This is a genomic window from Ruegeria sp. HKCCD7559, from assembly GCF_013110575.1.
Lineage (GTDB): Bacteria > Pseudomonadota > Alphaproteobacteria > Rhodobacterales > Rhodobacteraceae > Ruegeria.
On sequence record NZ_WVQU01000004.1, the window covers coordinates 266,611 to 280,691 of the forward strand.

Genomic DNA, 14,081 nt, shown 5'->3' on the forward strand with positions numbered 1-14,081 from the left:
CCCGCTCGACGCATCCTCACCACCGGGTCAGCGCGTCTTCATCCTCATCCTTGGCGGCAACCCATTCCGCACCCGACCGGGTGATTTCTTTCTTCCAGAAGGGAGCACGGGATTTCAGGTAATCCATCAGGTACTCCGCCGCCTCGAACGCATCCTTGCGATGCCGTGCAGCGGTGGCCACCATCATGATCTTGTCGCCCGGGGCCAGACGTCCATGGCGGTGAATCACCAGCACGTCACCCAATGCCCAACGCGCCTGCGCCTCTTCGGCGATCTTGGTCAGGGCGCGTTCGGTCATACCGGGATAGTGCTCGATCTCCATCACATCCAGATCACCGCTCGCCAGGTCACGCACAACGCCGGTGAAAGTGACGATGGCGCCGTTGGAATCATCCCCGGCGGCAAAGGCATTGGCCTCGGCCCCCAGATCAAATGCCTCTTCCTGAACCGCGATCCGCATCGGTCAACCGCCCGTCATCGGTGGGAAAAACGCAACTTCCCGAACACCTGCCAGCGACGCATCGAAATCCGACAACTCCTGATCCAACGCAACGCGTAGCGCGGACAGATCGGCAAATGCCGCGGCATAGCGCTCTTCCCGAGCGCTCAGTTCTGCCACCAATTCGCTGACCGTCGCCGCTTGCGTTTCGACCTTTTCCTTTGGCAAGCCGATGCGTTCGCGCACCCAGGCGAAATACAGAACATCCATCGGTTAGCTCTCCTTCAGATGAGGCATGGCCTTACGTAGATAGTCATAGCCGGTGATCAATGTAAGCGTTGCCGCAATCCACAACAGCCACAGCCCGACCTGACCCGCCCAATACATACCATCGACATTCAGACGCAGGTGGTTCACGTCTTCGACCTGACCCGCAATGATCTGCTCGACCAGCTCGGCATCCATGCCAAAACTTGCCATCACGGCATAGTGCTCGAAGATACCCTGCGAAAACAGAACCGCGATGGCGACCATCTGGGCCGTGGTCTTCCATTTGGCCAGTTTGGTGACTTTGAGCGTCCCGGCCACATCGCCCAGATATTCCCGCAGGCCCGAGACAAAGACTTCGCGAAACAGGATCACGGTTGCAGGAAGGACAAGCCACGGCGTCCAGTGCTCGGTCGAATAGCCCACAAGGATCATAAGCGCGATCACCACCATGGCCTTGTCGGCGATCGGATCCAGCATCGCTCCGATCTTGGTCTCCTGCTTCCATGCGCGGGCCAGATACCCATCGAACCAATCGGTAATCGCCGCTGACAGGAATAGGATCAGTGCAAACCAGTCCGCATAGGGACGGGTGAAATACAGAAACATGACTGCCAGCCCGGGCGCGGCCAGCAGGCGCAGGACGGTCAGGAGATTAGGTAAATTCCACTTCATGGCTTGGACCCTATATCGCCGGTCCGGGACAGAAAAGCCAATCAGACAAAAAACTGCATCACTCACAAACGCTTGGTCAAAGCGCCGCAGGCCCGACGTCTCAGAACAGTACCTCTTGGCCTTTCCCGGCTTTGCGGTCAGATTGCCGCGCAAGCCCAGCCGGAAAGTACCAGATGACAGCGCATATTCAAACCGACACACGGTCAAACATGATTGGCAGCCTCTGGATGGTTGCCGCGATGGCCGGGTTTGCGCTGGAGGATGCGTTGCTGAAGGCAGCCTCAGCCGCGCTGCCGATCTGGCAGGTCCTGGTTTTTTTCGGCGCGGGCGGGTCGGTGATTTTCGCTGCGGTGGCCCGGGCCCGCGGGCAGCGGCTGCTGCAACCTGACGTTCTGTCCCGCCCGATGAAAATTCGGGTGCTGTTCGAGGTCTTTGGTCGGTTGTTCTATGTTCTGGCCATCGCACTAACGCCGTTGTCCTCGGCCACGGTGATTCTGCAAGCCACGCCTCTGGTCGTTGTAGCAGGCGCCGCGTTGTTCTTCGGCGAGACAGTCGGTTGGCGGCGTTGGAGCGCTATCTTTGTCGGCATGATCGGCGTTGTCGTCATCCTGCAACCCACCGGAGACAGCTTTTCGCTGCTGTCGATACTGGCGGTGCTGGGAATGCTGGGATTTGCCGGACGTGATCTGGCCAGCCGCGCAGCACCTGCCACGCTTGGAACCGAAGTCCTGGGGTTCTACGGCTTCCTCAGCATCATCGTGGCCGGCGTGGCCTATCGGTTCTGGGAGGGCGCGCCGATTGCACCGGTTGGCCTTCACACCAGCCTGCATCTGATCGGTGCGGTGCTGATGGGCGTAATGGCCTATGCGTCGCTGATGAAGGCGATGCGCACCGGCGAAGTGTCCGCCGTGACCCCGTTCAGATACACCCGGCTGTTGTTTGGCATCGGGCTTGGCGTAGCCATGTTTGGCGAGAGGCTGGATCCCAACATGTGGATCGGCAGCGCGCTGATCGTCGCGTCGGGTCTTTATATCCTGTGGCGGGGCCGGCAGGCCTAGCCCTTGTCGTGGAAGAAATCGTAAACCTTTTGCGCCAACCCGGCCGAGATTCCTTCGACCGCTTTCAGATCGGCCAGATTGGCCCGGCTGACGGCTTTGGCGCTGCCGAAATGGGTCAACAGAGCACGCTTGCGCGCAGCCCCTACCCCTGGGATTTCATCCAACGGCGTTGCACCCACGGCCTTGGCGCGTTTCGCACGATGGGTGCCGATGGCGAACCGGTGCGCTTCGTCCCTGAGGCGTTGAATGAAATACAACACAGGGTCGTTGCGTTTCAGCGCAAAGGGGCGCTGGCCGATCCGGTGAAACTCTTCCTTGCCGTGGTCGCGGTCGACCCCCTTGGCGACGCCGACCATGGGAATGTCTTCGACCCCATGTTCGACCATGATCTGATGCACCGCACTTACCTGCCCGGCACCGCCATCGATCAGCAACAGATCGGGCCACAGCCCTTTGTCGCGGTCCGGGTCTTCCTTTTGCAGTCTGGTGAAGCGGCGGTTCAGCACCTCTTTCATCATGCCGAAGTCGTCACCCGGTGTCAGGTCATCACCGCGAATGTTGAACTTGCGGTAAGCGTTCTTCATGAACCCCTCGGGGCCGGCCACGATCATGCCGCCGACAGCATTGGTGCCCTGAATATGAGAGTTGTCATAGACCTCAATCCGTCCAGGCGGACCATCCAGATCGAACGCCTCGGCCAGCCCGCGCAGCAACTTGGCCTGCGTGGCACTTTCCGACATGCGGCGGGCCAAAGCCTCGCGCGCGTTGCGCAAGGCACCGGCAACAAGTTCCTGTTTTTCGCCACGCTGCGGCACAAGGATTTCGACCTTGCGCCCGGCTTTCTCAGTCAGCGCGTCCTGCATCAGATCCACATTTTCGATTCCGTCCGACAGGATCAGCTGACGCGGCGGCTCCTTGTTGTCATAGAACTGGCCCAGAAAGGCCTCCATCACCTCGGCAGGTGAAACATCCGGGCCGACGCGGGGATAGAAATCCTTGTTGCCCCAGTTCTGGTTCGCACGGATGAAAAACACCTGCACGCAGGCCTGACCGCTGTCCATATACAGGCCGATCACGTCCGCCTCGGCCACACCGCGCGGGTTGATGCCCTGAGAGGTCTGCACCTGCGTCAGAGCCCGGATGCGGTCACGCAGACCTGCGGCGCGTTCGAACTCCATCGCCTCGGATGCGGCCATCATCTGCTCGGCCAGTTCCTCTTGCACCTTGGTCGAGCGGCCCGACAGGAAGCGTTCGGCGTCCTTCACGCTTTCACGGTAATCCTGCTCTGAGATCAGGCCGACACACGGCCCGGAACACCGTTTGATCTGATACAGAAGGCATGGCCGCGTTCGGCTGTCGAACATCGAATCCGAGCAGTTGCGCAGCAGGAACGCTTTTTGCAACTGGTTCAACGTCCGGTTCACCGCACCGGCACTGGCGAAAGGGCCGAAATAAGCACCTTTTTCCTTCTTCGCCCCTCGGTGTTTCTTGATCTGCGGAAAATCATGATCCTTGGCGACTAGTATGTTCGGAAAGCTTTTGTCATCCCGCAACAATACATTGTATTTCGGCTTGAGCTGCTTGATCAGGTTCTGCTCAAGCAGCAGGGCCTCGGTCTCGGTTCGCGTGGTCAGGAACATCATCGAGGCCGTCGCGGCGATCATCTTTTCGATCCGCCCCGAATGACCCGGTCGTGTGTAATTCGACACCCGTGCCCTGAGATTTCGGGCTTTGCCGACATACAGAACCCGGCTGTCTGTATCGAGCATGCGGTAAACGCCCGGAGAACTGTCCAGCGTTTTTACATAGCGCTGAATGCAGGCATAGCCGGTGGGGGATGATTCGCTGTCGGTGGTCATGATCCTGAGATATGATTCTCTGGCAATGGCTGCAATCTCACGCTTGTCAGATCAAGAGAAAACAAATCCACGGTTTCTGTGGATAAGTGTGAAGATAAAATTCCGGAAGATCAGAAATCCCCTTGTTTCCTTGCCTTTTCCTTTACTTGCACAAAAAATAGGCAACTTATCAAGTATTTGTTTTTAAACATTATTTTTTTGCATACTTAGCAAGTGTATGAAAAAAAAGACATTTTTGTAACGCACATGTAACACGATTGAGAGCGGTGCAAAACTTGCAGCAGAATTACTTATTCTACACCCAGAACATCCGGAGTTTTCCAACCCAGATGCTGACCGCCGTCCACACATAAAAGCTGTCCGGTGACCGCGTGTGCATCCAGAAAGTACCCAAGCGCAGCGGTTATGTCAGACGGGTTGGATCCCCGCTCCAAAACGGTATTTGAACGCTGTGCCTGGAAATGTTCTTCGCTTTGGCGGTGGCCCTGCATCGTTGGGCCCGGCCCGATCGCATTGACACGGATCGTCGGAGACAACGCCTGCGCCGCCGTTCGGGTCAGCGTCCACAAACCCATTTTTGCGATGGTGTATGACATGAACTCGGGCGTCAGTTTACGCACACGCATGTCCACCATGTTGACGATGAGGCCGGTTGCAAGCGGTTCGCCATTTTCATCTGTTCCGGCGCTCAGCCCCTGACCGGCCATGGCCTGCGTCAGCACAAAGGGCGCGCGCAGATTGCTGTCGAGATGTCGATCCCAGCTTTGCCGGGTTGCCGTGCGGATGTTGTCGTATTCGAAGATCGAAGCGTTGTTCACCAGACACGTGATCGGCCCGCCCAGCGCCTCGGCCGCTTTGGGCAGCAGCGCCTGAACCTGAGCTTCATCCAGCAGATCGGCCTTCAGGGTCACGGATTTTCGGCCCAGGGCCTGTACCTCTGCCGCCGTCTCCTGCGCCGGACCTTCGGATGAGGCGTAATGCACGGCCACATCGAAACCTCGATCTGCCAGATACAGTGCCATGGCCCGGCCCAGACGAATACCGGCGCCGGTGACTAGGGCTCGGGTCATTCTTCACCTCGTTTGGTCAGATCACACCAGCAATACGATGACGTAAAGCACATAAAGGAAAGTCAACACCATCCCCCAGACGCGCGAGATGTCGCGTTTGAGGAATACAAACGGAACCAGCAGCAGCGATGCGCCCAGCATGACCCACAGATCGAACCGAAGGAATTCCGGATCGACCGGAATGCGCCCGAACCAGGTTGCGATCCCGATGATGGCCAGAAGGTTGAACATGTTCGAACCGATCACGTTGCCCAGCGCGACATCGGCCTGTCTGCGCAATGCGGCCATAAGCGTCGTCGCCAGTTCGGGCAAAGAGGTTCCAACCGCGATCAGGGTCAGGCCGATGACCGTTTCACTGACCCCATAGGTTCTTGCGATGACGGTCGCGTTGTCGACAAGCAAGTGCGCACCCATCGGAAGCCCCACCAACCCCAGGATCAGGTAAATCGATACCTTCCAGTAGGGCATGTCAGGGTCGGCTTCCTCCAAGCCTTCAAGCTCGTCATCATCCGCGCAAGCCTCACCACAGGCCTTGCGATGTGCTTTCGCCTCACGAAAGGCAGTCATCAGGACAAGACTCAACGCCGCCAGCAGGATCAGACCGCTGAAGAATGTGAATGTTCCGCTAAAAGCCAGCCCGATGAACAGAACCGTCGCCAGCAGCATGAAGACGTAATTCCTGCGGCTGTCACATTCACTGGTGTGAATCGTAGCCAGCAATGCGGGCAGTCCAAGAACCAACAGGATGTTGGCCGTGTTCGATCCGACAACGTTGCCCAGCGCAATACCGGGAGCGTTCTCTTTCAATGCGCTGATGGCGATCAGCAACTCGGGTGCAGACGTTCCGAAGGCCACTATCGTCAGGCTGACAATCAACGCCGGAACACCCAGACGCAAGCTCAGGTTCACAGCACCGCGCACAAGCGCATCGCCTGCAAGCAGCAGAATCAACAGCCCAAGACCAGACAGCAGCCAAGTGGTGATCAAGTCCGACCTCCTTTTTCGCAGGCACAAGGGCCTTTGCCTATGCGAAACCGTCCGCAGCGCGGACACTTGGCCGAACTCAGTTTCTTCTGCCCCGGAAAGCGCAGTTTACCGAACATCGCCAAGACACCCATGCCGATCAGAAAAAGTGTGACAGCCTTGATGATCACGTCACAAACCAAAACGCGCGTAGGCCGCACGCTCCTCTAATCCGGCAATGGCATCCTGTGCCAGGCTGGCCCCGAACCGAGACCAGATCGGTTTGCGCACGCCATAACGGCGGAACTTGACCTTGTCGCCAAACCGTTCCTGCATCTTGGGTTTCAGATGGGCGATACCGTCGATCAAACCCAGTTCATGCGCCCGACGCGCCAGCCAGACTTCACCCGTGAACAGGTCGGCACTGTGATCCAGCTTGTCACCCCGGCGGGCTTTGACATGCGCGATGAAGTTTTCGTGGATGTCGCCCAGCAGCCCTTGCAAGCGTGCCACATCCTCTTTCTTTTCCGGCGAAAAGGGATCCAGCATCGATTTCGATTTGCCCGCTGTATGAACGCGCCGCTCGAACCCCTGCCGCGCCAGGAAGACATGCGCGCCAAAACCTGCCGAAATGACTCCGATTGAGCCAAGAACCGAACTGTCGTCGGCCCAGATCTCATCCGCAGCGGCCGCCAGCCAATACCCTCCGGATGCCGCAACATCTTCGACAAACCCGATCACGGGCACGTCCAGCTCTTGCGACAAACGCCGAATTCGGGCGCCAATCAAAGAGCTTTGTACAGGCGACCCGCCCGGAGAGTTGATCTCGAGCGCGACAGCCGCAGGTTTCCCCTTTCGAAACGCCTTGTCGAGAACCGGGGCCAGGGTGGTATCGTTCAAGGACCCGCGACCGGCCATTCCAATGGAACCGGACAAACGGACAACGGCCACGCAAGGGTGCTTTTTTACAAACGGCAGGCTGAGCTTCATGGGTGCCGATGTAGAGTGCCCCCAACCCGTAAACAAGGGACTCTGCCGGCGTAAAACGCGACGTGAACCAAATTCACACACCCGATGGGCAAAAATGCAACGCCTTGGCGAGGGTCAACTGCGAATGCGCCAGCCGGTTTTGAATATCCAGCCTATGACGGCCAGGCACAGCCCTGTAAAAGCGACAATGGCAAGAAGACTGAAAACAATCGGCACATCTGCCAGCCCGTAAAAGGACCAGCGGAAACCCGAAATCAGATAGACCACGGGATTGAACAGCGTGATGGTCTGCCACAATGGCGGCAGCATCGAGATTGAATAAAACGTGCCCCCCAGAAAGATCAGTGGCGTCACCACCAACTGCGGCACCAGCGACATCTGCTCGAAGTTACTGGCCCAGATGCCGATGATGAATCCGAGCAACGAAAAGCTGAGACAGGACAGGATCAGAAACGCGGCCATGGCGAATGGATGCTCGATCCGAATATCGACGAAAAACGTCGCGGTGAACAATATCACCAACCCCACGAACAACGCCTTGGTTGCGGCGGCACCGACATATCCGATCACGATCTCGATGAAATTGACCGGAGCGGATAACAGCTCGTAGATGGTGCCCAGAAACTTGGGGAAGTAAATTCCGAACGACGCGTTCGAAATCGACAGCATCACCACCGACAACATGATCAGCCCCGGCACGATGAACGCACCGTATGAAACGCCCTCGACCTCTTGGATACGGCTGCCGATGGCGGTGCCAAACACCACGAAGTAAAGCGACGTGGACAGAACCGGCGACAGAAAGCTCTGTGCCAGAGTGCGAAAGAAACGGGCCATCTCGAACCGGTAGATGGCAGCGATCGCGGTCCAGTTCATGCGGCCTCTCCCGATACCAGATTGACAAAAATCTCTTCCAGGCTTGATTGTCTGGTCTGCACGTCGCGCAACACCAACCCGGCCTCGGACACGTCATTCAGCAAGGTCGTTATGCCGGTACGATCCGCATGGGTATCGTAGGTATAGATCAGACAATCACCCGCGCCGTTGAGGGCCAGATTGTGGCTGACCAGATTATCGGGAATCCGATCGATGGGCTCGGTCAGCATGACTTCGATCTGCTTTTTTCCCATCTGCGACATGAGTATGTCTTTGTCCTGCACCAGCAAAAGCTCACCCTTGTCGATGACGCCGACACGATCCGCAATCGCTTCTGCTTCTTCAATGTAATGGGTGGTCAGAATGATGGTGACACCGTCCCGTTTCAGTTCCGCCACAAGCTCCCACATGTCCTTGCGCAACTCGACATCCACTCCGGCAGTCGGCTCGTCCAGAAAAAGCACACGGGGTTCATGGGCCAGGGCCTTGGCGATCAGCACCCTCCGCTTCATGCCGCCGGACAATTCCTTGATCGCGTTGTTGCGCTTGTCCCACAGGGACAGCTTGCGCAGAATCTCTTCGATCCGCGCGTTGTCCTTGCCAAGTCCGAACAGCCCGCGTGACAGTCGAACCGTGTTCCAGACCTTTTCAAACGGTTCCAACGCGATCTCTTGCGGTACAAGCCCTATCATCCTGCGCGCTGCGCGATAATCGGACTGGGTGTCATGTCCGCCAACCGTGACCACCCCCGAGGTCGGAGTCGTTATTCCACAAATCGTCGAAATCAGGGTCGTCTTTCCGGCCCCATTTGGCCCCAGAAGCGCAAGTATCTCACCCTCTTCAATATCCAGAGACACACCTTTCAGCGCCTCGAACCCATCCGCGTAAGACTTGCGAAGTTCTTTGATGGACAAAATGGTCGTCATATCCGTTCCCCGTTCCGACCGAGACCCTATCGCGCCGAACCAGCCTGTAACAGGTCAATTTCGCACAACGTGCCGCGCATTCTGTAATGGTTGTCAGAACCATGCTCAATTCCAACTTGCAATCCGTCAACCCACCCGCAAACTCTGCCACAACGGAGGGCGCCGATGCTGAATGGAATACGCATAGTCGAAATCGAAGGGCTGGGCCCCGGCCCGTTTGCCGCCATGCAGCTAGCTGATCTGGGCGCCGACGTCATCACGATCCACCGCAAAGGCCAGGCAGTAACACCGGGCATGCCCGACCGCTCGCTTCTGGACCGCGGCAAACGATCGATTGCGCTTGATCTGAAGGATCCCGAAGATCTGGCGACCGCCCGTCGCCTGATTGACACGGCAGATGCGCTGATCGAAGGCTTTCGCCCCGGCGTAATGGAGAAGCTGGGTCTTGGCCCGGATCTTTGCCTGACCCGCAACCCAAAACTGATATATGGCCGCATGACCGGCTGGGGGCAGGATGGTCCGCTGGCCGACACGGCAGGACATGACCTGAATTACATCGCCTTGTCCGGTGCGCTCTGGTACGCCTCTCTCCCGGATCAGCCGCCTCAAACCCCTGCAACCTTGGTCGGCGATATCGGCGGAGGCGCCATGTACCTTGTCGCGGGCATCCTGGCAGGTTTGATCAACGCGCAAAGAACCGGGAAAGGCACCGTGGTCGACGCCGCCATCTACGACGGCTCGGCCCATATGATGAACCTTCTGATGACCATGCGCCAAACCGGAAACCTGTCTGAAACCCGCGGCCAAAGCCTGTTGGACGGCCCGCATTGGAGCCGAACCTACACCTGCGCGGACGGCGGATTTGTTTCGGTCCAATGCCTCGAACCAAAATTCTACGCCCGATTTCTTGAAATCCTGGGCCTGTCCCGGGACCCGGCGTTCCAACAACAGTACACCCGCAAGCTCTGGCCCGACCTGACCCGGCGCCTGGCCGAGATCTTCTCATCCAGGCCGCGCGACCACTGGGCCAAACTGTTCGACGGATCAGATGCCTGCGTCGCCCCGGTACTCAGCCCCGACGAGGCCACAGCCCATCCGATGAATGCAGCCCGTCAATCCTGGCGCCAGACAGACGGCACCCTACAGGCCGCCGCCGCCCCACGCTTCTCCACACACCAGTGGCAACCAAAGCCCAGCCCTGCCCGCGGCCAGCACACAACCGAGATCCTGAATGAACTCCAAGCCCCAGAAAGCACCTGACACACTCTTCATCTGGCCAGAAATATCCCGGGGGTGAATTGGCCAGCGGCCAAGAGGGGGCTGGCCCCCTCCCATGCGTTCTACCCGCCGCGCACCGTGTCGATCATCAGCTGAACATTGTCCGGGTCGGCATCCGGAGTGATCCCATGGCCGAGGTTGAAAATATGCGGCCCCTTGGAAAAGGCGCGCACGATGCGCCGAGTCTCATCCACCAGCGCCTGACCGCCAGTAACCATGTGCGACGATGCCAGATTGCCTTGCACACAGCCATCAATCTGCACGTTCTTAGCCGCCCATTCGGGCGACACGGAATTGTCCAGCGCCACGCAATCCACGCCGGTCGACCTTGCAAACCTGACATACCCGTCGCCTGCTTCCCGCGGAAATCCAATCACGGGGATGCCAGGATGACGTTCCTTGATGGCCTGCGTAATCACCCGGCACGGCTCCACCGCGTATTTGCGGAAAGCTTCGCCCGTCAAAGACCCCGCCCAACTGTCAAATATCTTGACCACCTCGGCTCCGGCGTCGATCTGAGCGGACAGATATTCAATCGTTGCCGCGGTGATGCGGTCCAACAGCGCCTCGAACAAAGCGGTATCACCTTCGCGCAACGCATGCGCGGGACCCTGATCCGGCGTGCCGCGCCCTGCAATCATGTAGGTGGCCACAGTCCACGGCGCACCTGCAAATCCGATCAAGGTGGTTTCCGACGGCAATTCCCGCGAAAGAATGCGCACCGTCTCGTAAACCGGTGACAGTGTCTCGTGAATCGCGTCAACAGGCTTCAACGCATCAAACTCGGCCTGCTGCGTGATGGTGGACAAACGCGGCCCTTCACCTGTCACGAACCAAAGGTCAGCCCCCAGCGCCTGTGGCACAAGAAGGATGTCGGCAAACAGGATCGCCGCATCGAACCCATATCGCCGAATTGGCTGCAAGGTAACTTCTGCTGCCAATTCAGGATTGTAGCACAGTGACAGGAAATCCCCGGCCTGAGCACGTGTGGCCCGGTATTCCGGCAAATACCGACCCGCCTGACGCATCATCCAGATCGGCGGCACATCCTGTACTTCGCCCGCCAGCGCCCGCAGCAGCTTCTTTGTCTCGGCCATGTTTGTCCCCAGCATTCAGGTTTTGGCAACGGGTCGTCCTTCGGCGGCAATTTGTCAAGCTCAGCCCCCATTGTCAGGGCAATGTGACGCGACTAAAGCTGTGCACATGACTTTGACCCTGCCCACCCCCGCATCGCCCCTCAGAATCGGCACTCGTGGCTCGCCGCTGGCTCTGGCTCAGGCCTATGAAACGCGCCAACGCCTGAGCGATGCCTTTGATCTGCCACAGGATGCGTTCGAAATCGTAGTGATCAAGACGACCGGTGACAATCGCGCCATGATCGACGCGGATCGACCGCTGAAGGAAATCGGCAACAAGGGCCTGTTCACCAAGGAAATCGAAGAGGCGATGCTGCGCGCCGAGATCGACATCGCCGTGCATTCAACAAAGGACATGCCCGTTGAACAACCCGAAGGGCTGGTCCTGGATACGTTCCTGCCGCGCGAGGATGTGCGCGACGCCTTCATATCTCCGCGATTGGGCTCGATCCACGATCTGCCCGAAGGCGCCGTTGTGGGCACCTCGTCTTTGCGGCGGCGGGCGCAGCTGCTGAATCGGAGGCCGGATCTGAAAGTGGTCGAGTTTCGCGGAAACGTGCAGACACGGCTGAAAAAGCTTGAAGACGGGGTTGCCGATTGCACGTTTCTGGCAATGGCAGGCATTCGCCGTTTGGGAATGGAAGAGGTTCCGGCCAGCGCCATTTCCCCTGACGACATGCTGCCAGCGATCGCGCAGGGCACCATCGGCATCGAACGGCGCTGCGACGACATGCGCGCAGCCGAAATGCTGGACGCGATTCATCACACCGAAACGGGATGGCGCCTGGCGGCAGAACGCACATTGCTGGCCGCGCTGGACGGGTCCTGCGAAACCCCGATCGCCGGTCTTGCCGAACTGGACGGCGACAAACTCAGGCTGCGAGGCGAAGTGCTGCGCCCGGACGGAACGGAAACCGCCAGCAGGGATATGACCGGCCCCGTCGAGGATGGGCCTGAGATGGCCCGCGCGATGGCGGCTGAACTGCTTGAACAGGCGGGACCTGATCTATTCGATTGGAAAAATTCACAATAAGTTTTCCTAGTGTGAACTTGATCACTGTAGAAGGCGGCGCGATCAGGCATTAATGTGACATACCGAAGAGGAAGTCGGGTCAGTCTCGAAAGTATCGAAAAGTTTTTAGATTGCCGGTGTTTTAATCAGTATTCGAGGGGGCGAGGCTGACCCCCGGCTTCCAAAGGTAGCGGGTCGCTGTTGAGTTCAACGGCGACCCGTTTACGTTGTGCCGGATTGCGTTGTGCCAGACCCGCGTTCAGGAAATCGCTTCAACGGCGTGACGTACGGCCTCTCTGGTCTGTTCCAGATCCGCTTCGGTAACCGCCAGAGACGGGTACAGTTTGCCCGGAGCCTTGAAGACCCCATGCGCCCGCAACGTTGCATTGTACGTGGCGTTGCGTTGCGGATCATCATGGTTTGCGCTGCGATAGTCCCGACATTCGGCCTTGGTGAAATAAATGTCGAACAAGGTCTCGTCACCGCAGATGCGATGGGCGATGCCCGCCTCATTCAAAGCGTCCGATTGCATCTGCTGCAACTGCCTCCCAATCGAGCGCAGGTTTTCATAGGTGCCGTCGCGCCGCAAAACCTCCATCGTCTTCAGCCCCGCCACTGAGGCGACGGGGTTGCCGGACAAAGTGCCCAACTGCATAAGCCAGCCCTGTTCTCCGACCTTCGATTTGTCGAAATGCTTCATGATCTCGGTGCTGGCACCCAATGCCGCCAGAGGGAAGCCACCACCGGTGATCTTGCCAAGCGTACAGATATCCGGGGTCACGCCATATCGCTCTTGCGCGCCGCCGTAAGCCAGACGGAACCCGGTGACAATCTCATCAAAAATCAGCAGCACACCAAATTTGTCGCACAAGGTCCGCAAGCCCTGCAAAAACCCCGGCTCGGGCGGGATGATCCGCTGCAAGGGTTCGACCATGATCGCAGCGACATCGTCATGTTCGTCCAGCAGCGCCGCCACCGCGTCAAGATCATTGAAAGGCGCGATCAGCATCTGCTCGGCCACGCTTTGGGGGATGCCGGCACTGTCGGGAACGGCCAGCGGGAAATTGACCCGGCGGCTGGGGGCCAGGCTCATCTGCGCCTCGGCGCTCATTCCGTGATACCCCCCTTCGAACTTGAGGATCTTGTCGCGCCCGGTATAGGCACGCGCCAGCCGCATGGCGTACATGTCAGCTTCGCCACCAGAGGCCACGAAACGCACCTGCCCGCAACAGGGGACGGCTTCGATAATGGCCTCGGCCAGTTCTATGCCCTTGCTGTTGTTGGCAAAGAAGGTCATTCCTTTGGGCAGTTGCTCCAGCACCGCTTCCATAACCTCGGGGTGACCATGGCCCAGCAGCATCGGGCCGGACCCGATCAAATAGTCGATATATTCGTTCCCGTCCTCGTCCCAGACATGGCTGCCCTCGCCACGGGCGATGATGATGCCCGGATCGAAGTTGCCGAAACCGCCAGCTGGCAGAACCTCTTTTGCGCGTGCTATCCACTCGGACTGTGTCTGGATCTTCAGCATC

14 protein-coding genes are annotated in these 14,081 nt (G+C 58.5%); 3 read left to right on the forward strand and 11 right to left on the reverse strand.

What is annotated here, in order from left to right; genetic code table 11:
- Positions 1-16: 16 nt before the first annotated feature.
- Genes GS605_RS13655 through pgsA form a run of 3 tightly spaced genes read right to left on the reverse strand, consistent with a single transcriptional unit; the run spans position 17 to position 1,381 of the window.
- A complete protein-coding gene (locus GS605_RS13655) occupies positions 17-460 on the reverse strand; it encodes a molybdenum cofactor biosynthesis protein MoaE (RefSeq protein ID WP_171635087.1) in 444 nt (147 codons plus the stop codon).
- A gap of 3 nt (positions 461-463) precedes the next feature.
- Positions 464-709, reverse strand: coding sequence for a molybdopterin converting factor subunit 1 (gene moaD / locus GS605_RS13660; RefSeq protein WP_171724316.1), 246 nt, complete (start codon positions 707-709; stop codon positions 464-466).
- Between the two features lie 3 nt (positions 710-712).
- On the reverse strand, positions 713-1,381 hold the full coding sequence (gene pgsA / locus GS605_RS13665; protein ID WP_117872882.1) for a CDP-diacylglycerol--glycerol-3-phosphate 3-phosphatidyltransferase: 669 nt from the start codon (positions 1,379-1,381) through the stop codon (positions 713-715).
- 173 nt (positions 1,382-1,554) lie between these two features.
- Here pgsA and GS605_RS13670 point away from each other — a divergent pair, with 173 nt between their 5' ends.
- Positions 1,555-2,439: a DMT family transporter gene (locus GS605_RS13670; protein ID WP_171724317.1), complete on the forward strand. Its 885-nt coding sequence runs from the start codon at positions 1,555-1,557 to the stop codon at positions 2,437-2,439.
- On the opposite strand, the gene uvrC is transcribed toward GS605_RS13670, so the two are convergent.
- The 6 genes from uvrC to GS605_RS13700 all read right to left on the reverse strand — a co-directional run bounded on the left by uvrC (position 2,436) and on the right by GS605_RS13700 (position 9,123).
- On the reverse strand, positions 2,436-4,298 hold the full coding sequence (gene uvrC / locus GS605_RS13675) for an excinuclease ABC subunit UvrC (protein ID WP_171635096.1): 1,863 nt from the start codon (positions 4,296-4,298) through the stop codon (positions 2,436-2,438). The two genes, GS605_RS13670 and uvrC, sit on opposite strands and share 4 nt — an antisense overlap.
- Positions 4,299-4,588: 290 nt before the next feature.
- A complete protein-coding gene (locus GS605_RS13680) occupies positions 4,589-5,368 on the reverse strand; it encodes an SDR family oxidoreductase (protein ID WP_171724318.1) in 780 nt (259 codons plus the stop codon).
- 21 nt (positions 5,369-5,389) lie between these two features.
- Positions 5,390-6,352 (reverse strand): calcium/sodium antiporter, encoded by a 963-nt coding sequence (locus GS605_RS13685; RefSeq protein WP_171635180.1) that lies wholly within the window; start codon positions 6,350-6,352, stop codon positions 5,390-5,392.
- Between the two features lie 171 nt (positions 6,353-6,523).
- A complete protein-coding gene (locus tag GS605_RS13690; protein WP_171724319.1) occupies positions 6,524-7,321 on the reverse strand; it encodes a S49 family peptidase in 798 nt (265 codons plus the stop codon).
- Positions 7,322-7,435: 114 nt separating this feature from the next.
- Positions 7,436-8,197, reverse strand: a complete 762-nt coding sequence (locus GS605_RS13695; protein ID WP_171635104.1) for an ABC transporter permease — start codon at positions 8,195-8,197, stop codon at positions 7,436-7,438.
- Entirely contained in the window at positions 8,194-9,123 is a 930-nt protein-coding gene (locus GS605_RS13700; RefSeq protein WP_171724320.1) for an ABC transporter ATP-binding protein, read from the reverse strand. The genes GS605_RS13695 and GS605_RS13700 overlap by 4 nt, the downstream gene beginning before the upstream one ends.
- Before the next feature lie 165 nt (positions 9,124-9,288).
- On the opposite strand from GS605_RS13700, the gene GS605_RS13705 reads away from it, so the two are divergent.
- The gene (locus GS605_RS13705) at positions 9,289-10,383 is read left to right on the forward strand and encodes a CaiB/BaiF CoA-transferase family protein (protein WP_171724321.1); all 1,095 of its coding nucleotides are present in this window, start codon (positions 9,289-9,291) and stop codon (positions 10,381-10,383) included.
- A gap of 80 nt (positions 10,384-10,463) precedes the next feature.
- Here the strand turns inward: GS605_RS13705 and hemE are convergent, their stop codons facing one another.
- A complete protein-coding gene (gene hemE, locus GS605_RS13710) occupies positions 10,464-11,498 on the reverse strand; it encodes a uroporphyrinogen decarboxylase (RefSeq protein WP_171635110.1) in 1,035 nt (344 codons plus the stop codon).
- A 106-nt stretch (positions 11,499-11,604) separates the two neighbouring features.
- Between hemE and hemC the strand changes: the two genes are divergently transcribed.
- Entirely contained in the window at positions 11,605-12,570 is a 966-nt protein-coding gene (gene hemC, locus GS605_RS13715) for a hydroxymethylbilane synthase (RefSeq protein ID WP_171724322.1), read from the forward strand.
- A 238-nt stretch (positions 12,571-12,808) separates the two neighbouring features.
- On the opposite strand, the gene GS605_RS13720 is transcribed toward hemC, so the two are convergent.
- Positions 12,809-14,080: an aspartate aminotransferase family protein gene (locus GS605_RS13720; protein ID WP_171724323.1), complete on the reverse strand. Its 1,272-nt coding sequence runs from the start codon at positions 14,078-14,080 to the stop codon at positions 12,809-12,811.
- Between the last annotated feature and the right edge of the window lies 1 nt (position 14,081).